Source organism: Rhodococcus sp. NJ-530, from assembly GCF_003860625.1.
Lineage (GTDB): Bacteria > Actinomycetota > Actinomycetes > Mycobacteriales > Mycobacteriaceae > Rhodococcus_F > Rhodococcus_F qingshengii.
This window is the reverse complement of the sequence record NZ_CP034152.1, coordinates 1,330,023-1,345,744: the sequence shown is the minus strand read 5'-3', so window position 1 is coordinate 1,345,744 and position 15,722 is coordinate 1,330,023. Positions and strand designations below refer to the sequence as shown.

The window sequence follows — 15,722 nt, the reverse complement described above, 5'->3', positions numbered from 1 at the left end:
TAGGAACCTCAGGGCCTGGCCTCGTGGTGCCGCAAACCGTGCGTGCGGCGTCGCTCCTTCATCTCGGCTTCGAAGAGGTGCGGCACTCCGCCTGCCAGCTTGTCGCGCACCACTTTCTCGCATGCACGAAAAAACGACCAGTAGTTCTCGTCGAACTCTTCGACCAACTGGAAAGTCCAGCGCCCCTCGACCACGTTCCGGCCCATCAACTCGCCCTCGACCTGATCGGCCAGGTCGTCGTTGCCGCTGGATCGCAGTAGCTCGACGACCTCGTCGAGCATCAGATCGGCATGCCCTATCAGCTGATGGAAGTCGTACAGAGCACCGCGTGCCCGTTCCACCGTTTCAAGGGCGTTCGACAGCACTCCTGCCGCCTTCACCTCGTCATCAGTGACACCTTCCGGTCGTATGTGTACGGGGATCTGTCTGTCCGAATGGGTGTCCATGAAGCGGCTGTACCCGAACGACGCGAAAATGAAAGATGAGGATTCGGTACGTCCGCACCACAGGTGATGTGTCTCACAATTCATCCTCTAGTTCGGGTAAAGAGGGTTAGTTCGCCGGGCGAAGGGTAATCCAAGGCCATGAATACTTCCGGGGTAGAGATGGCTGGCACGCACGGCCGGTACCGGTCCTTGCCTCGGTCCGCCGGAATTACGCCACATCTACCTACAGGAAGCCCCTTGATCCCTCTGTCGAGTCCGACCGAAACCGAACTAACTCACGACTCCATCGCCTCGCTCCGCGTCCGCGCGTCGTACTCTCAACTTCCCACTCTGCGCGGAATCACCCGAACGGTTGCCAACAACACCGGACTCGATGTCGACGGAACAGCCGATCTTGCTCTGGCGATGGACGAAGTCGCGAGCATCCTCATCGGCCACGCGATACCGTCCAGCGACCTGACCTGCCGATTCGACACCGTCGGCCGCACACTTCGGACCGTCGTGTCCGTGATCGCGCACTCCGAGATACCCGACAAGTCGCACAGCTTCGGATGGTTCGTTCTCGAAGCGCTGGTCGATTCCGTCCGCTTGGAACAGTCGGAAATCGACGCGGACGGTCACATCACCCTGACGATGACGCTTGAAAAGGGCTTGCCCCAGGAGCGTGCGTGACCGCTGTCCCACCGGACAAGAAGGACCAGTACGAAACAGCTGTCGAACTGTTCGTCTCGATGGCCTCGCTTCCGCCGAATGATCCCAGCCGAGAAAAGATCACCACCTCGATCATCGAACTGTGCCTACCCCTGGCCACACACGTCGCTCGCCGATACCAGGGGCGTGGCCAGCCTTTCGAGGACTTGGAGCAAGTTGCTCGCGTCGGGCTCATACAGGCCGTGCAGCGATTCGACGTCGACAAAGGATCGGATTTCCTGTCGTTCGCCGTCCCGACCGTCATGGGTGAGGTACGCAAGCATTTTCGCGATCACGGCTGGTCCGTGCGAGTGCCTCGTAGCCTTCAGGAACGGCACCTTGCCCTCAACCGGGCGCTCACGACTTTGTCCCAGACGCTCGGCCGTGCACCGACAGTCGCGGAACTCGCCAAGGAACTCGACATCGAACCGGACGAGGTCGAACAAGGTTTGACCGCCGGTAATTCGTACCGAACCACACCGCTCGACACCGCTTCCGCCGGCGACGGGAGTGGTCTGACTCTGATAGACACTTTGGGACAGTACGACGAAGCGATCAGTCGGATCGACAATCACGAAACCCTGCGGCCCGCGCTCCTGGCACTACCGGAGCGCGAGCGCACGATCGTCGTTCTCAGATTCTTCGGCCATCTCACCCAATCCCAGATTGCCGAAAAGGTCGGCATCTCTCAGATGCATGTATCCAGAATCCTCACTCAGTCACTGAAGCAGCTACGCACCGAGATGGGTGAAATCTTCTGAAGGTACGTCTCGAGGATCAGATGTATTCCTGCGCAAGACGTTCCAGCTCGTCTCGATCGATGAGACCGGGCTGGCCGATGTCGAGGGCCTCGAGATACTTGTTGGCGAGGCGGTAATCGTGCCCCCACCGGCCGTGCTCGCCGTCCTGCTCGGTGCGCTGCACACTGGAACCGGGCGGAACCTCGTCCCGCAAACCGTTGGTCTCCGCGCCGATCAGTGTGTCGAGCTTGGTCGAGATGGCCGTGAGTGCATCGCGGTCGTTCATCTGATTCCCTTCGTCCGGTGACGCTGATCTTCCACCATACCGAAGCGTCGAGCCAAAAACATTGCACCGCTTAATATTCGACCTCTCACCTGGACCGATTCACGCCCTCGAGCTACACTGAACGGTACCGAGGTTGAGAATACAGCCGGGGTTGAAGCCACTGGCGCTCGGTTCGCATCAAGGCTCTGGATCAGGTGAGTATTTCCTGCGCACATCTGTACTGTTCATTTCCATTGAGCTCTAAAGCTTTCCACGCCTGGACGCATTCACTTTCCGCGCCGCCAGATCGGTCGTCAGCCTTTCGATGAAAGCACACAGACCGGATCTGCCATGAATCTGAATGAACTCGACCACACACCGATCGATTCCATCGATCCCTCAACACAATTGGGGCCGATCGTGGAAACGCATGGTTTCGCGGCCTGGCGGATAGCGCCCTCGACAGTCCTGATCCGGGTCGACGTCGACCTCGACAAACTCTCCGCCCCAGAACTACGAGAACTTCTCAACTCGTACGCTGCGGAGTGGCCTCGCGTCATTCTGGACTTGTCCAACTCACTGTTCGTCGGTGCGGTCTGCCTCGAACTGTTCGCCGAGCTGAACTCCCGTTCGCGAGCCAACGACTTCCAGTGGGCCGCGATCGGGTCACACCCGCTTCGACGCTTGCTTCGCGCGGCGCGGGCGGAAGAGGAATTCCCGGTCACCAACTCTGTCGAGGGAGCAATGCGCGCGCTCGACGAAGCAGAGAAGTCACTCGAAGCCTCCTGACGCCACGGCTGCCCCGGCGTCGAGCGCCAGGCGCTCGCAGCGACTAAGGTTCGTCGGGCTGTCCGACGAGCTGAGAGAGACCGAGAATGACAATCGCCAAGCGCCTCGATGCCTTGCAACAGAAGCATCCGGCCCTGGGGTTCCCGATAGCGGTCCTCTACAAGTTCCTCGACGATCAAGGTGTTTATCTAGCCGCGCTGATCGCTTACTACGGCTTCGTCTCGCTCTTTCCTCTTCTTCTGTTGCTCTCGACCATTCTCGGCTTCGTGCTGTCGGGCAACCCTGAGCTTCAGCAACAGATCTTGGACTCCGCGCTGCATCAGTTTCCGGTGATCGGTGACGACCTGGGCAATGCGCAACAGATCGGCGGCGGTGTCACGGGTCTGGTGATCGGAATCGTCGGTGGTCTCTACGGTGGCCTCGGTGTCGCTCTGGCTTGCCAGAACGCGATGAACACGGTGTGGTCGGTGCCCCGAAACATGCGACCGGATCCCATCCGCGGGCGTCTCCAAGGGCTACTACTCCTCGGCACGATCGGTCTCGCGATCTTGGGGACCACCGCTGTCTCCAACATCGGCGGTGCGCTTCATCTGGGCGGTTCGTTCAGCTTCCTGCTGACCCTTGCGGTAGTCGTCTTGAATGCGGGCATCTTCATCGTCGCTTTCCGGCTCACCTGCGCCCGCCCGCTCTCGGTAGCCGATGTGGCACCTGGAGCGATCGCCGCTGCTGTTCTCTGGCAAGCACTTCAGTCCTTCGGTGCCCTCTATGTGACCTCTGTGGTGCGGGGTGCCTCTACCACCAATGGCGTCTTTGCCATCGTTCTGGGTTTGTTGGCCTTCTTGTTCCTCGCTGCAGCCTCGATCGTCATGTGTGCGGAAATCAACGTCGTGCGAGTCGACAAACTCCATCCGCGGGCGTTGTTGGCTCCGTTCACCGACAACACCGAACTCATCGAAGGCGATCGGCGCACCTTCGCCGATCAAGCAAAAGCACAACGCGCGGTTCCCCACGAGAACATCCATGTGACGTTCGACGGGCACACCAAACCCGACGATTCGGACTGATCTCGACCCCGATCGAGTTGGGTATTTGGTCCCCTCCTCGGTATCGGGGTGGCATTCTGCGCCGCGAATCCAGATTTAACACAGGTGTTGTCATTTCACGCTGCATCGAAGGGACGAATACATCACAGCAGGTGAACGCGCATAGTTGAACAATCACCTGCTTCCGACGTGGTCCCGGAACGGGACAAAGCCGTCAAATACTGCAACTCGCCATGCATGTAATTGGAGACAGAAAAAGAAGAGCATGGCAGGATCAGGTGTGAGACCGGACTCTCGATGGGAGGGCTCGGCTCGATGGATCCAGGAGAATTTGGTTATGGCTCAGGGCAGTGTCAAGTGGTTCAACGGTGAAAAGGGCTTCGGATTCATCGAGCAGGAAGGTGGCGGACCGGATGTGTTCGTTCACTACTCGGAGATCCAGGGCAGCGGCTACAAGTCCCTCGACGAGGGCCAGAAGGTCGAGTTCGAGATCGGACAGGGCCAGAAGGGCCCCCAGGCTCAGAACGTTCGCGCCATCTGAGTTCGATCCCAGTCTGACTTCAGACTGAAAAGGCTGGACGCTGCACCGCATGGTGCCGGCATCCAGCCTTTTCTTGGTTTCCGGATCGTCTTGGTTCACGGGTCGGGCTTGTTCCGAATTGGCACCGATTACGTCGCTCTCGCCCGCTTCTTCTTGTGGGAGCTGTCGCAGAACGGCGCGATGCCGGTCCGCCCACATCGACACAATGCAACCGTAGAGCGCTTGTTCTCTATCGGAGTGCCGTCGTCACGGAGCAACTCGAAGTCACCACGCACCAGCAGCGGGCCGTCCGTGCAGGCGGTTATGGTGGTGTTGTTACCGGGAACACTCGGTGTTTCGGCAGATGACGATTCGGGAAACGCGGTCATATGTCCTCTTCAGTTCTCGATTCGGCCACTGGTGTGCCCACTTCCATGCCTGTTCCACAGGCCCGCGGCCCACTGAGCGCCACTCTCGTTTCCATTCTGCGCTCCTCGGCCGATCCGAGGGAGATCACGGCTGCCGCTGACGCGTACGAGGATGCACAGTCCACCGACCTCACCTACGACATTCTTCGTGACGACGACGCTCAGCTGACCCTGACGCTCCTCTACGAGCTTCATTTGCAGGGAATCGAGAACGTCTCGGACAAATGGGAGTGGAATCCGGACCTGCTCGCGGTGCGGTCTCGGCTCGAAGAGCGTTTCGAGTCCGCCATCGCGCAACTCGTGGGGACAGTGGAGTCGTCTGGCGACGTCGTGGCCGACCTCTGGTCGATGACCGCCCCCAGTGCAGGCCCAGGTCTTGCGTCCTTCATGGCGAAAGATGCAACGATCGATCAGTTCTCGGAGGTGCTGATTCACCGTTCGCTCAATCAGCTCCGCGAGGCGGATGTGCACACCCTCGGAATTTCGCGTCTCTCCGGTGCCGTCAAGGCCGCCCTCGTCGAAGTGCAGAGCGACGAGTACGGAGGCGGTCGCGCAGAGCGAATGCATTCGCGTCTTTTTGCCGACACCATGCGGGCTGTAGGTCTTTCGGACCGCTACGGCCACTACATCGATTCTGTTCCCGCGGTAATGTTGGCGTCGTTGAATGCTCTCTCGCTCTTCGGTTTTCATCGCCGCCATCTCGGAACGCTGGTCGGGCACCTGTGCGCTGTCGAGACCACGTCTGCGCTGCCGAGCAAACGATACAGCGCAGGACTGCGCCGACTCGGATTCGGTTCGGGCGCGACACTGTTCTACGACGAGCACGTGGAAGCGGATTCCGTTCACGAACAGATCGCCGTTCGGGATCTTGCCGGCGGTCTCGCTTCTTCGCAGCCGCACCGCACTGATGACATCTTGTTCGGCGCCGCAGCGTGCCTGGCGTTCGACGATCTTCTCGGCGATCACCTCACATCGAGTTGGGAGAAGGGCAAGACTTCGTTGCGCGAATGATCACGAGTTGTTCGATTTCCTGACCGGTGGTGATCAACCCTCGTGCCTCGAGCATGGTGCGCCTCTCGCGCATCACGGGCCCGAAGGGAACGTACTTCCGGGCTGAAATCTCTACGGCCATACCGTGTTCTTCGAGTATCGCCTCGGTCTTGTCGACCCCACACAGCACCGATTGCAGGAGAAGCAGTGTGCCGCCCGGGACGAGCACCTCGTGAACGGTGGCTGCGATCCTGTCGATGAGGGCGCGTCCGTCCTTTCCTGCGTCCCAAGCACGTTCGATTCCAGCGGTAGGGAGATCATCTGCAAGAGCAGGGACGTACGGCGGGTTGGAGATCACCAGATCGAAGAGTTCGCCGTGCACCGCCTCGGTGAGGTCGCCACGACGGGAGTCGATCGAGGTTCCGTTGAGGATCCCGTTGAGACGAGCATTGGCACACGCGCGGCGAGATATGTCGACCGCGACGACGTGGCCTGCGCCTGCCGCGGATGCCGCGACAGCGAGGGCGCCGGTCCCCGTGCACAGATCCAGCACCCGACTGCGAGCGGTGAGGCGCTCGAACAGCAGCGCATCCGCCAGTAACGACGTGTCGTGTTGCGGTGGATACACACCAGGTAAACGCAGGATCATCATCGGCTCCTCTTTTTCAGGCGACATCGCACATCGCTGCGTGCGGCTACCCAGGAACCTCGGATTTCATGCAACATCGAAGCAAAGACCGCCTGGAACGGTTACATCGCCGCAATTTGCGGAGTAGACCTGAATCATGACAGGCAATGCGGACACCCCACAGGGAGCCGCGGCGTTTGCTTCCGCAGCAGATTCGCTCGACACCCTCGCCGAAGCGATTGCCGGACTCCGGTCCACTCTGAACACGGACGCGCATCTCGACTCCATGCTCCAACGTCTGGCCGAGACGGCGGTCAAAGCGCTGCCGGATGCCGATGCTGTCAGCGTGACGGTGCTGTCCGCCGATGGCCCACGAACTGCTGCATCTACCGCGGACTACCTTTCCGCGATAGACGATGCCCAGCATTCCGCCGATCGTGGTCCGTGCGTTGACGCCGCGCGCACCATGTCGTCGGTTCGGTCGAAGGTGGGTGATCACGACGACAAATGGCCGGAATTCACCGCCGAGGCCCGGAAACAAGGTGTCCGGTCCTACTTGTCCGTGCCGCTCACCATGGGCGAAGGAAGCACCGAACTTCTCGGCGCGTTCAACGTCTACGGATTCGCCTCGACAGAGTTCAAGCCCTTCGACGAAGAGTTGATGAAATTGTTCACCGCCGGTGCGGGCGCGGCGATCGCAGATTCACGACGCTGGCGTCAGGCACACGAGCACATCGAACAGTTGCACTGCGCCATGGAATCTCGTGCCGAGATCGAACAAGCCAAGGGCGTGCTGATCGCCATCCACGGCATCGACGCCGACGAAGCATTCAGCCGACTCGTTCAGCAATCGCAGCACACCAACGTGAAACTGCACGAGGTGGCCCGGATGCTCGTCGATTCGGTGCGCCACCGCCGGTTCTGAAGATTCTTCGGTGCAAAACCCCGTTTTGCACCCGAAAGCACAGTCGCAAAACCCCGTCTTGTACCCCGCCGGCACATCTCTCAAACGTATCCAGAGATGTTTCACCGAAACAGTTTTCGACCTGCACGGCTGCTGGCGGTCGCGCGGCGGCACTCGTCCGAAATGTGGTTATCTGTTGAGAACCGGGACGAAAGAAGACCCGACCGTACCAGGGTGAGGAAAGGATCGTCACTGTGCCAATCGACCAGGTTCTTGTCGTAGTTCCCGCCCACAACGAAGCCGAAGACCTCCCCAATTGCCTTCGTGCACTCGCAACAGCGGCGTCGGCTTGCGTTGTCCCCGTCCGAGTGGTTGCCGTCCTCGACAACTGTTCGGACGGAACCGCGGGGGTCATCCCCGACGGGGTGGAAGTACTCCGCGTCGAGCATCAGAACGTCGGCCGTTCGCGAGCGACGGGTTTCTCTGCGTTCGGCTCGGATTTGGGGGCCTCAGCGTGGTTCGCCACGACCGATGCCGATTCGGTGGTCGGCCCCACCTGGATTGCGCGCCAATTGGAGTATGCGCGTACTGCGGACGTCGTCGCGGGCACCGTTCGCATCGCGGACTGGGAAGGCCATCCGCACTCCGTTCGCGAACGGTACGAACGTATGTACCACGCACATCCCTATGGTCGACACGGTCACGTCCACGGTGCCAACCTCGGTGTCCGCGCCGATATGTACTGGGACGTCGGAGGATTCTGCGATCTCGAAGAAGACGAGGATGTCGATCTCGTCCGGCGGTTGAGCGAGGCCGGTGCCTGTATCGCGTGGGCAGAGGACATTGCGGTCACCACGTCTGCGCGTCTCGACGGCCGAACTCCGGGCGGCTTTGCCGGACATATCCGTAACCTGGGTGGTACGACCGCCGATAACGAAGAAGCGGAGCTGGCACGATGAAACGACTACACACACTCCTGGACGCAGGTGGACTGTACTTGCCGCTGCCCGGCGGCGGCGCGACGGCCGCACGGTGGACCTCCCTGGCAGAGCTCACACGGGAGAATGTGGTTCTCGGCCGGATGGCTGAGGCTCACACCGATGCCGTCGCGATACTCACCGAACTCGACGGACCGGATCCCGAACCCGGGCAGCTGTGGGGAGTGTGGGCGGCCGAGCCACCCCAACCTGTGGTGAATGCGTCTGAGCACGTGGGGATCTGGACGCTCACCGGTCGCAAGTTGTGGTGTTCCGGCGCCAACACCTGCACGCATGCACTGATCACCGCCTTGGTCGACGGTGTCCCCTCCCTCTTCGCGGTCGAGCTCGGACTACCTGGGGTGCATCCCGTTCCCGATTCGTGGAAGGCCGTCGGTATGGCCGAAAGCGACTCCAGCGCGGTCGACTTCGACATGGTTCCGGCTATACCGGTCGGGACGGCAGGCGACTACCTGAGCCGCCCGGGGTTCTGGCACGGCGCGATCGGCGTGGCTGCATGCTGGTACGGCGGCGCCTGCGGCGTCGCTGATCCGTTGTACGACAAGGCTGCAAGCAGCGAAGACCCCTACGTACTCGCACACCTCGGTGCGGTCGATGCAGCGCTCGCCGCAGCGCGCAACGCGCTCGCAGTCGCGGCGGCCGAGGTCGATGCGGATCCCTTCGACGAAAATGCCGAGGCCATGCAGCGGGCACTCCGTGTGCGCGCAATTGTCGAGCGCGCCGCTACCGAGACCCTGGATCGGGTGGGACGCGCTCTCGGCGCCGCACCGCTCTGCATGGACGCCGCGCACGCCGCACGGGTAGCCGATCTCACCGTCTACTTGCGGCAGAGTCACGCCGAGAAGGATCTCGCCGAGCTGGGCCGGATTGCAGCCAAGGGGAAACGGCCGTGGTGAACTCGAAACTGTTCGCGCAGAAGCCTGTCGACGACGGCGGTACTCCCGAATCGACATGGCGGGAGTGGGGAAGAAGTTTTCCGGAACTGGATCTCACCGGATGCTCACGATTGATCATCGTCGCTCCCCATCCCGACGACGAAATACTCGGTCTGGGCGGAACCGCTCTTCTGGCAATACTTTCCGGCATCAGTGTTCAGGTCGTATCTGTCACCGACGGCGGAGCTTCGCATCCCGATTCACCGACCGTGACTCAGCCCGAGATGGAACGCCGTCGACGGTCCGAGTCGGATCGGGCAGCGCGTGTCCTCGGAATTCCCACACCGGTTCGATTGAGCATCCCGGACGGAAAGATCGGCGAGAACCGACAGGAGTTGACCGACCGCCTCAGCTCGATTCTCGGTGATTCCTCGGCGGATACCTGGTGCGCCTCCACGTGGCGCGGGGACGGCCACCCGGACCACGAAGCCACCGGAGACGCGGCGGCGAGGGCGTGCGCGGACACTGGATCGCGCTTGATCGAGTATCCCATCTGGGCGTGGCATTGGGCCGCGCCGGATCATGCGGCAGTCCCGTGGGAAAGAGCACGAAAGGTGACCTTGCCCTCCGACGTTCAGGCTGCGAAATCTGCTGCCACCAATGAGTTCACTTCACAGATCGCTCCGCTTTCCGATCATCCCGCGGATGCACCCATCCTCCCCCGCCATGCGATGGAACGATTACTGAGGCCGTACGAGACGGTGTTCGTATGAGCGATAGTGAACTCCCCGCGGATTACTTCGCCAAGATGTATGCCGCACAGTCCGACCCATGGGATTTCGAATCCCGCTGGTACGAGCAGCGGAAGTACGCACTCAGTGTCGCTATGCTCCCGAAACCTCGATACCGTCGCGCATTCGAACCGGGGTGCTCGATCGGGGTTCTCACCGAGAAGTTGTCCGAGCGCTGCGACAGCGTTCTCGCCACCGACATCGTCCCGACCGCACTCGAGAGCGCTCGTGCGAGGCTTACCGGACATGACGCCGAATTTCGGCTCTGGGCCTTGGGTGACGACTGGTCCGAAGAAACCTTCGACCTCGTCGTCATCAGCGAAGTCGGCTACTACCTGACCTTCGAAAAGCTCATCGAGGCAATGCTGCAGGTCGTCGAGCATCTCGAGCCTGGCGGAACGCTGCTGTGCGCCCATTGGCGTCACGTCGTGCCGGAGTATCCGCAAAACGGTGACGCTGTTCATTCGGCTGTGCGCCAGACGCCGGGGTTGGCGCAGTTCGCGTCGTACCAGGACGAGGACGTGCTGATCGATGTCTTCGTGAAGGGTCCGCCGTCACCACCGTCGGTAGCTCGTTCCGAAGGTCTGATCTAGTAGACCTGTGCGCGGTTGAGGAGTGTGGGGGCTCCTCAACCGCGCACGGGGGTCAGTCTCGCTGCTCCAACGCGAGGTCCGTATCCGACTGCAGTTCACCGACTTCGGACTTCAGGATCCGCATCGACCTGCCGAGGCCCCGGGCCGCGTCGGGCAGCTTCTTCGAACCGAACAGCACCACGAGCACTACTGCGACGATCGCCCAGTGAGTCGGGCTGAGCGCGCCCATCAGGCGGGTTCCTTGCCGTCGGGGTACACCGCATCGACCTCTACCTCGACGAGCCAACCGGCAACGGGCAGTCCGGCAACCTCGAGGGCGAATCGGGTGGGCCGGGCGCTGTTTCGCTCGATCGGAGCGATCGGCTCGGCCGTGCCCATCGGCACCAACTCGGTGTCACCCGTGTCGAGATTGGTGTTGGCGAAGAACTGCCGGTACGCGCGATTCCATCCTGTGTAGTCGGCCTTGTCCGATCCCGGCGCGTTGTCGAGGAAGACGCGCATCGTCACGACGTCTTCGAGACTCAATCCCTGAGCTTCGAGGTTGTCGCGGATCTTCTTGAGTACATTGATGCCCTGCGCCTCGGTGACGGTGACACCGGTCGGCAGAACACCGCCGGAGAACTGACCGTCGATGTACGACTCCGGCGAACCTTCCGGCGCCGCCTTGTTTCCTGCCGACGGACCGATGCCGCTGGTCTTGTAGATTGCGGTGTCGCCGCCGATCGCGACGCCCTGAGCGATCATCGGGTTTGCCTGCCCCGCTTCGAGAATCGATTTCGAGACGAACGAACTCGATGTGGTCTCGGCGTCCGCCTCGTCAGACGAGCAGGCAGTGGCGAAGCCCAGTAGCGTGGTGGCGGCGAATGCCGCTGCAAGGACCTTGGTGCTGCGAGATTTCATGATTAGACCTCCAGAAAAAGTGATGGGAAACGAAGCACGTCAGGCAGTTTGCGCAACACGCTGATGCAGGTGGGTCACGACGTCCTGCGCGGACGTGAAGGCCCCGTGCTGCCAGGCGATGGCGTTGGAGAGGTGATCGCCGGCGAAGTAGATCCGGTCGACGGGTTCGAGCAGCTTGGTGTACTCGGGAGTTGCCATGCCGCCGTGGGAATCTCCCGCGCCGGCCCATGATGCCCAGGCGGATTCCGAATACTTGGTGCGACGCCAGCTTCCGGAGAAGGACGACGAGATGTCGCGAGTGTATTTGTCGCCGTGGATTTCTGCGCCTTCGGCGATGGCCTTTGCCAGCCGCTGACGGTGGGTGAGCGATTCGAAAGCCTGTTGACGCTTACCCGAGCTGTAGTACGCGACGACGACGCCGCGGTCGGAGTTGTAGTGATCGTAGGGGAACATGATCTGGGAGATGTCGCGGTCGGTGTTTGACGCGCCACCGTAGATGCGGTCCTCGGTCTCCCACCACCGACGCGAGTACTCGATACCGAGCTTGCCCGACGACGACGGCTTGGCGGCATCCAGCGCGAGCAGGATATCGGAGGGCAGGTTGTTGTTCAGCCGCTTGATCAAGTGCGGTGGGATCGTGCAGATTGCGTAGTCGGCGGTGATCGACTTGGATTTGCCGTCGACGACGTAGTCGACGGTGACGCCTTCCGGCACGTTCTTCATGCCGCTGACCTCGGCGCCGAACTCGATGTTGTCCATCCCGATCGCGTCCTGGAACTTGTAGTAGATCCGGTCCATGCCACCGACGGGGGTCATCATCGTCATGGCCTGGTCGTAACCGAACTCGAAGGAGAATGCACGCCCGATGCCGCCCTGGATGACATCGCTCATCCCGAATGGTTCGATCTCGGTTCCGAAGTTGAGGCCGGCGCCCGGCTCCGCGGAGTGCCCTCGACGCGAGGATCCGACGTAGCGGCCGTCGCTGGAGAGATCGCCGAAGTCGGTGAGGAAGGACGAGAGTGCTTCTTTGTCTTCCTTGCTCAAGACCTGGTCGAGAGCGCCCTGATTGGTGGCCTTCTGCAGCAGCTCGGACATGTATCCGTAGGTGTCGGCTTTGGCTGCTCGGTAGGTGATCGACTGATTCGCCAGCGGCTTGTTGCCGGTGTAGTTGACGAAGGTGTTCGCGTTCTGGTTTCCGAACATCTGCAGTTCGACGCCCAGTTCGCGGCAGTAGTCGATGGTGTTGTGATTTTGCGGAATACGCGTCGCACCGAGGTTGTAGAAGTGCCCCTCGGAGAACGAACAGGTCTGTGTCTCACCGTTCAGGTCGGTTTCTTCGGTGCCGTTGCGGATCGACCACACCCGACCACCCGGGCGGTTGCGTGCTTCGAGGACGGTGACCTTGTATCCGGCCTTCTGCAGTTCGTAGGCAGAGCACAGCCCGGACGGTCCGCCGCCGAGGATCACGACGGAGTGATTTCCCTTGACCTTTCCGATCAGGTCACCCGCAGCAGGTGCCTGAAATCGCCTCGGCGTCGACGCCACTGCCGGCGCCAGGCCGATGGACGACATAGCACCGAGCGCCAGGCCCGCGCCGCCGGTGATTCCCAGGCTGCGCATGAAAGATCTACGTGTGTATGGCATTCGAGCTCCCCAGTGTGCTCCCGGTGACCCGGGTGGTTGGTGTTGAACACAGACTTCAGGAGCGTTGGGTCCGGAACTTGACGCGCAGGAAACAGTCGGTGGGGACCGAGTGAGAAACGTGCGAGCGTTCGCATCTTGCTCTCTCACCCGAGTGCGATCAGCGGAAGCATGCCCGCAATATCGGCGTTACAGAACCGGACTAGCGTGACGCGACATGTCCGCTCTCACCGAAGCCATCGCGCGGTCGTTCACCACGCGCGAGAAGCAGCCCCCGGCGCGATCGCCGCTGCGCGCGTTGGGCCGTCGGCAACTCTCCGGTGCCGAGGTGCTGGCCCAGTCGGTAGCGACCACTGCTCCCGCTGTGTCGATGGTGGTTCTGCCCGTCACCATGCTGACGCACGGCCGGTTGTTGAGCGGGATGATCACCATCATCTCCGCCACCGTGCTGGTGACGCTCATTGCTTTCTGTGTTTCGCAGTTCACCCGCCGAATGGCTGCGTCGGGCGGATTGCACAGCTTCGTATTTCGTGGCCTCGGTACTCGGGCAGCATTGACCACCGGCATCGCCATGCTGGTCAAATACGTCGGCAGCGCGGTCATGACGCTCTATCACGGCGGGCAGGCGGCAATCGCGTTGCTCGGCTTCGCGGGTGTGCACGTGGACAAGACTTTTCACGTCATCGTGCTCTATCTGGGGATAGCCTTGCTGATTCTCGGTGCCCTCGTGCGAAGTGTCAGATTCGCCGCGCTCGCGATCCTCGTCGTCGAAAGCTGTTCCCTTCTGTTCATCGTCGGGCTCATGATCCTGGGCGGTTCCGGAAGTCAACAAGCGCAGATCGTTCCGCCCACCTCCGGCCACGGACTACTGCTCACCGCTCTGGCTGCCGTGTTTGCTCTCGCCGGATTCGAGAGCGCGGCCTTCTTCGGCCCCGAGGCTCGTCGGCCGCTGGTAACCGTCACCCGCACAGTCCTTCTCACTCCGATCATCTGTGGATCGCTCTTCATCTTTGCCGGCTGGGCCGCTTGGTCCGGGCGCAGTGACACCCTCGTCAACGCCTATCTCCACGGAACGGCGACGGGCGTGAGCCCCGGTGTCGTGATCGCTCTCAACGTCGGTCTGGGTTGCTCGTGGCTGGCGTCGTCGATGGCGTCGTCCAATGCTGCGTCACGCCTGGTCTATTCGTTCGGTGTCGAGCGCCTACTCCCCCGCCGGTTCGCCTCGGTTCACAGTGCCTTCCGTACGCCCTACTTCGCATTGACTACCGTGGTCTGCACCGTCCTGCTGGGCGGCGGAACCTTTGCCGTTCTCGGGCGCGGAGAAATCTTCGACGACGTTCGACTGACTGTTCGCGGCGCCGTCATCGTGGCCTATGCACTGACGGCTATCGCATCCGTTGTCTTCCTGACACGGATCGGCGAGCACACTCCCGGCGTTCTCGCGGCCGCGTCGTGTGGCAGTGGTGCCGGAGCGATAGTCCTCGGTTACCTGGTTTATGCCAACACGATCGACCACGCGTACGTTGCACCGATCGCCGTGCTCGTGATCCTGACTTCGGGCACACTCTGGCAGTTCTACCTGCGACGCCGAAGCCCCAAAAGTCTGCTGCACGTCGGCGCTTTCGACAGTCCCGAAACCGAGGACGTACTACCAGGAGCTGGGGTGTTCGCCACCGACGCAGCCGGAAACATCGTGCTGGTGGGCGAGCCGACTGCCGGCGCCCGCTGATGGTGGGCCGACCACGCGACCTCGGTGGGCACGAACCCCGAGCGGTTCAGCGCGCCCTTGCCCTCCTCGAGTCGGCGGCCAGGCTCGGATCGGGAGCCACCGCCAAGGACATTGCCGCCCTGGCCGACATCCCACCTGCCACTGCGTATCGGTTACTCAACATCCTTGTCGCCGACGGTTACCTGGTTCGGATCGCCGACCTCTCCGGCTTCGCACTAGGCCGACGCACCCGTGAATTAGCCGGGGCTGCCGCCGAACCCACACCCATCGACAATTCGGTGCTCCTCGAAGAACTCCGCGAACAGCTACGGTTCGGCGTCTACCTCGCGTCGTTTGCAGAAAACAGAATTCGGCTCGTCGATCGCGATCCCGACCACGAACTCAGTGGTGAACGGACACTGGTCACAGCCGTTCACGCGTCGGCTATCGGGAAGCTGCTCCTCGCCAACCGACCCGAATTGGCCGAGGCCCCACTGCGAAAGGTGACCGCACACACCATCACTGACGGCGACGCGTTGGAACTCGAGCTCTCGCGGATCCGGCGCGGTGAGGCCGCCCGTGAGGTCGACGAGATTCGTGTCGGACGCTCCGCCGTCGCCGTCCCGATCCACGACGCGGAAAGGTGTGTCGTCGGCGCCTTGGCTGCGATAGGTCCGACCGGCAGACTTTCCGTCGACGACGCAGACCTGGTGGCACTGCTGCGGGAGTACGCGGAACGCATCGTTGCACCGTCGATGTCGAAGGCAAGCTGA

20 protein-coding genes are annotated in these 15,722 nt (G+C 61.7%); 13 read left to right on the top strand and 7 right to left on the bottom strand.

Going from position 1 to position 15,722, the window contains the following annotated elements; translation table 11 throughout:
- Positions 1 to 8 precede the first annotated feature (8 nt).
- Positions 9 to 446, bottom strand: a complete 438-nt coding sequence (locus EHW12_RS06220; protein WP_164490552.1) for a hypothetical protein — start codon at positions 444 to 446, stop codon at positions 9 to 11.
- 237 nt (positions 447 to 683) lie between these two features.
- On the opposite strand from EHW12_RS06220, the gene EHW12_RS06215 reads away from it, so the two are divergent.
- Complete coding sequence (locus tag EHW12_RS06215; protein ID WP_003943620.1) at positions 684 to 1,118, top strand: anti-sigma factor; 435 nt, start codon at positions 684 to 686, stop codon at positions 1,116 to 1,118.
- A gap of 59 nt (positions 1,119 to 1,177) precedes the next feature.
- Positions 1,178 to 1,897, top strand: coding sequence for a SigB/SigF/SigG family RNA polymerase sigma factor (locus EHW12_RS06210; protein ID WP_223304625.1), 720 nt, complete (start codon positions 1,178 to 1,180; stop codon positions 1,895 to 1,897).
- A gap of 16 nt (positions 1,898 to 1,913) precedes the next feature.
- On the opposite strand, the gene EHW12_RS06205 is transcribed toward EHW12_RS06210, so the two are convergent.
- A complete protein-coding gene (locus tag EHW12_RS06205; protein ID WP_003943680.1) occupies positions 1,914 to 2,162 on the bottom strand; it encodes a hypothetical protein in 249 nt (82 codons plus the stop codon).
- A gap of 330 nt (positions 2,163 to 2,492) precedes the next feature.
- Here EHW12_RS06205 and EHW12_RS06200 point away from each other — a divergent pair, with 330 nt between their 5' ends.
- The 3 genes from EHW12_RS06200 (at position 2,493) to EHW12_RS06190 (ending at position 4,514) form a co-directional block, all read left to right on the top strand.
- A complete protein-coding gene (locus tag EHW12_RS06200; RefSeq protein ID WP_042452313.1) occupies positions 2,493 to 2,930 on the top strand; it encodes an STAS domain-containing protein in 438 nt (145 codons plus the stop codon).
- 86 nt (positions 2,931 to 3,016) lie between these two features.
- Positions 3,017 to 3,994 (top strand): YhjD/YihY/BrkB family envelope integrity protein, encoded by a 978-nt coding sequence (locus tag EHW12_RS06195; RefSeq protein WP_003943713.1) that lies wholly within the window; start codon positions 3,017 to 3,019, stop codon positions 3,992 to 3,994.
- 316 nt (positions 3,995 to 4,310) lie between these two features.
- Complete coding sequence (locus tag EHW12_RS06190) at positions 4,311 to 4,514, top strand: cold-shock protein (RefSeq protein ID WP_003943666.1); 204 nt, start codon at positions 4,311 to 4,313, stop codon at positions 4,512 to 4,514.
- A gap of 128 nt (positions 4,515 to 4,642) precedes the next feature.
- Here EHW12_RS06190 and EHW12_RS06185 read toward each other — a convergent pair whose 3' ends face one another.
- Complete coding sequence (locus EHW12_RS06185; protein ID WP_003943717.1) at positions 4,643 to 4,882, bottom strand: CDGSH iron-sulfur domain-containing protein; 240 nt, start codon at positions 4,880 to 4,882, stop codon at positions 4,643 to 4,645.
- On the opposite strand from EHW12_RS06185, the gene EHW12_RS06180 reads away from it, so the two are divergent.
- Positions 4,883 to 5,932 (top strand): iron-containing redox enzyme family protein, encoded by a 1,050-nt coding sequence (locus EHW12_RS06180; protein ID WP_054187567.1) that lies wholly within the window; start codon positions 4,883 to 4,885, stop codon positions 5,930 to 5,932.
- Here the strand turns inward: EHW12_RS06180 and EHW12_RS06175 are convergent.
- Positions 5,889 to 6,587 (bottom strand): HemK2/MTQ2 family protein methyltransferase, encoded by a 699-nt coding sequence (locus EHW12_RS06175; RefSeq protein ID WP_037131016.1) that lies wholly within the window; start codon positions 6,585 to 6,587, stop codon positions 5,889 to 5,891. The genes EHW12_RS06180 and EHW12_RS06175 overlap by 44 nt on opposite strands.
- 109 nt (positions 6,588 to 6,696) lie before the next feature.
- Here EHW12_RS06175 and EHW12_RS06170 point away from each other — a divergent pair, with 109 nt between their 5' ends.
- The 5 genes from EHW12_RS06170 to EHW12_RS06150 all read left to right on the top strand — a co-directional run bounded on the left by EHW12_RS06170 (position 6,697) and on the right by EHW12_RS06150 (position 10,700).
- Positions 6,697 to 7,464: a GAF and ANTAR domain-containing protein gene (locus EHW12_RS06170; RefSeq protein WP_003943624.1), complete on the top strand. Its 768-nt coding sequence runs from the start codon at positions 6,697 to 6,699 to the stop codon at positions 7,462 to 7,464.
- Positions 7,465 to 7,697: 233 nt separating this feature from the next.
- A complete protein-coding gene (locus EHW12_RS06165; RefSeq protein ID WP_042452319.1) occupies positions 7,698 to 8,402 on the top strand; it encodes a glycosyltransferase in 705 nt (234 codons plus the stop codon).
- Positions 8,399 to 9,337, top strand: coding sequence for an acyl-CoA dehydrogenase (locus EHW12_RS06160; protein ID WP_054826873.1), 939 nt, complete (start codon positions 8,399 to 8,401; stop codon positions 9,335 to 9,337). Before EHW12_RS06165 ends, EHW12_RS06160 begins: the two co-directional genes overlap by 4 nt.
- Positions 9,331 to 10,089 carry a PIG-L deacetylase family protein gene (locus EHW12_RS06155; protein WP_003943643.1) on the top strand — a complete coding sequence of 253 codons (759 nt, stop codon included), beginning with the start codon at positions 9,331 to 9,333 and terminating at the stop codon, positions 10,087 to 10,089. The genes EHW12_RS06160 and EHW12_RS06155 overlap by 7 nt, the downstream gene beginning before the upstream one ends.
- A complete protein-coding gene (locus tag EHW12_RS06150) occupies positions 10,086 to 10,700 on the top strand; it encodes an SAM-dependent methyltransferase (protein ID WP_125050412.1) in 615 nt (204 codons plus the stop codon). Before EHW12_RS06155 ends, EHW12_RS06150 begins: the two co-directional genes overlap by 4 nt.
- Before the next feature lie 52 nt (positions 10,701 to 10,752).
- On the opposite strand, the gene tatA is transcribed toward EHW12_RS06150, so the two are convergent.
- Genes tatA through EHW12_RS06135 form a run of 3 tightly spaced genes read right to left on the bottom strand, consistent with a single transcriptional unit; the run spans position 10,753 to position 13,220 of the window.
- Complete coding sequence (tatA, locus tag EHW12_RS06145; RefSeq protein WP_003943732.1) at positions 10,753 to 10,929, bottom strand: Sec-independent protein translocase subunit TatA; 177 nt, start codon at positions 10,927 to 10,929, stop codon at positions 10,753 to 10,755.
- Positions 10,929 to 11,600 carry a Rid family hydrolase gene (locus EHW12_RS06140; protein ID WP_007726540.1) on the bottom strand — a complete coding sequence of 224 codons (672 nt, stop codon included), beginning with the start codon at positions 11,598 to 11,600 and terminating at the stop codon, positions 10,929 to 10,931. The genes tatA and EHW12_RS06140 overlap by 1 nt, the downstream gene beginning before the upstream one ends.
- A gap of 39 nt (positions 11,601 to 11,639) precedes the next feature.
- The gene (locus EHW12_RS06135) at positions 11,640 to 13,220 is read right to left on the bottom strand and encodes an FAD-dependent oxidoreductase (protein WP_007726538.1); all 1,581 of its coding nucleotides are present in this window, start codon (positions 13,218 to 13,220) and stop codon (positions 11,640 to 11,642) included.
- Between the two features lie 238 nt (positions 13,221 to 13,458).
- On the opposite strand from EHW12_RS06135, the gene EHW12_RS06130 reads away from it, so the two are divergent.
- Together EHW12_RS06130 and EHW12_RS06125 are read left to right on the top strand one after the other, a co-directional pair.
- A complete protein-coding gene (locus EHW12_RS06130; RefSeq protein WP_125050411.1) occupies positions 13,459 to 14,970 on the top strand; it encodes an APC family permease in 1,512 nt (503 codons plus the stop codon).
- Positions 14,970 to 15,722, top strand: coding sequence for an IclR family transcriptional regulator C-terminal domain-containing protein (locus EHW12_RS06125; protein WP_075832447.1), 753 nt, complete (start codon positions 14,970 to 14,972; stop codon positions 15,720 to 15,722). Before EHW12_RS06130 ends, EHW12_RS06125 begins: the two co-directional genes overlap by 1 nt.

What these genes read in the sequence shown, in the direction of transcription:
- EHW12_RS06220 (WP_164490552.1), bottom strand. Translation starts at nt 446, where the DNA reads ATGGACACCCATTCGGACAGACAGATCCCCGTACACATACGACCGGAA.
- EHW12_RS06210 (WP_223304625.1), top strand. Translation starts at nt 1,178, where the DNA reads ATGGCCTCGCTTCCGCCGAATGATCCCAGCCGAGAAAAGATCACCACC.
- EHW12_RS06205 (WP_003943680.1), bottom strand. Translation starts at nt 2,162, where the DNA reads ATGAACGACCGCGATGCACTCACGGCCATCTCGACCAAGCTCGACACA.
- EHW12_RS06200 (WP_042452313.1), top strand. Translation starts at nt 2,493, where the DNA reads ATGAATCTGAATGAACTCGACCACACACCGATCGATTCCATCGATCCC.
- EHW12_RS06195 (WP_003943713.1), top strand. Translation starts at nt 3,017, where the DNA reads ATGACAATCGCCAAGCGCCTCGATGCCTTGCAACAGAAGCATCCGGCC.
- EHW12_RS06190 (WP_003943666.1), top strand. Translation starts at nt 4,311, where the DNA reads ATGGCTCAGGGCAGTGTCAAGTGGTTCAACGGTGAAAAGGGCTTCGGA.
- EHW12_RS06185 (WP_003943717.1), bottom strand. Translation starts at nt 4,882, where the DNA reads ATGACCGCGTTTCCCGAATCGTCATCTGCCGAAACACCGAGTGTTCCC.
- EHW12_RS06180 (WP_054187567.1), top strand. Translation starts at nt 4,883, where the DNA reads ATGTCCTCTTCAGTTCTCGATTCGGCCACTGGTGTGCCCACTTCCATG.
- EHW12_RS06175 (WP_037131016.1), bottom strand. Translation starts at nt 6,587, where the DNA reads ATGTCGCCTGAAAAAGAGGAGCCGATGATGATCCTGCGTTTACCTGGT.
- EHW12_RS06170 (WP_003943624.1), top strand. Translation starts at nt 6,697, where the DNA reads ATGACAGGCAATGCGGACACCCCACAGGGAGCCGCGGCGTTTGCTTCC.
- EHW12_RS06160 (WP_054826873.1), top strand. Translation starts at nt 8,399, where the DNA reads ATGAAACGACTACACACACTCCTGGACGCAGGTGGACTGTACTTGCCG.
- EHW12_RS06150 (WP_125050412.1), top strand. Translation starts at nt 10,086, where the DNA reads ATGAGCGATAGTGAACTCCCCGCGGATTACTTCGCCAAGATGTATGCC.
- tatA (WP_003943732.1), bottom strand. Translation starts at nt 10,929, where the DNA reads ATGGGCGCGCTCAGCCCGACTCACTGGGCGATCGTCGCAGTAGTGCTC.
- EHW12_RS06140 (WP_007726540.1), bottom strand. Translation starts at nt 11,600, where the DNA reads ATGAAATCTCGCAGCACCAAGGTCCTTGCAGCGGCATTCGCCGCCACC.
- EHW12_RS06135 (WP_007726538.1), bottom strand. Translation starts at nt 13,220, where the DNA reads ATGCGCAGCCTGGGAATCACCGGCGGCGCGGGCCTGGCGCTCGGTGCT.
- EHW12_RS06130 (WP_125050411.1), top strand. Translation starts at nt 13,459, where the DNA reads ATGTCCGCTCTCACCGAAGCCATCGCGCGGTCGTTCACCACGCGCGAG.
- EHW12_RS06125 (WP_075832447.1), top strand. Translation starts at nt 14,970, where the DNA reads ATGGTGGGCCGACCACGCGACCTCGGTGGGCACGAACCCCGAGCGGTT.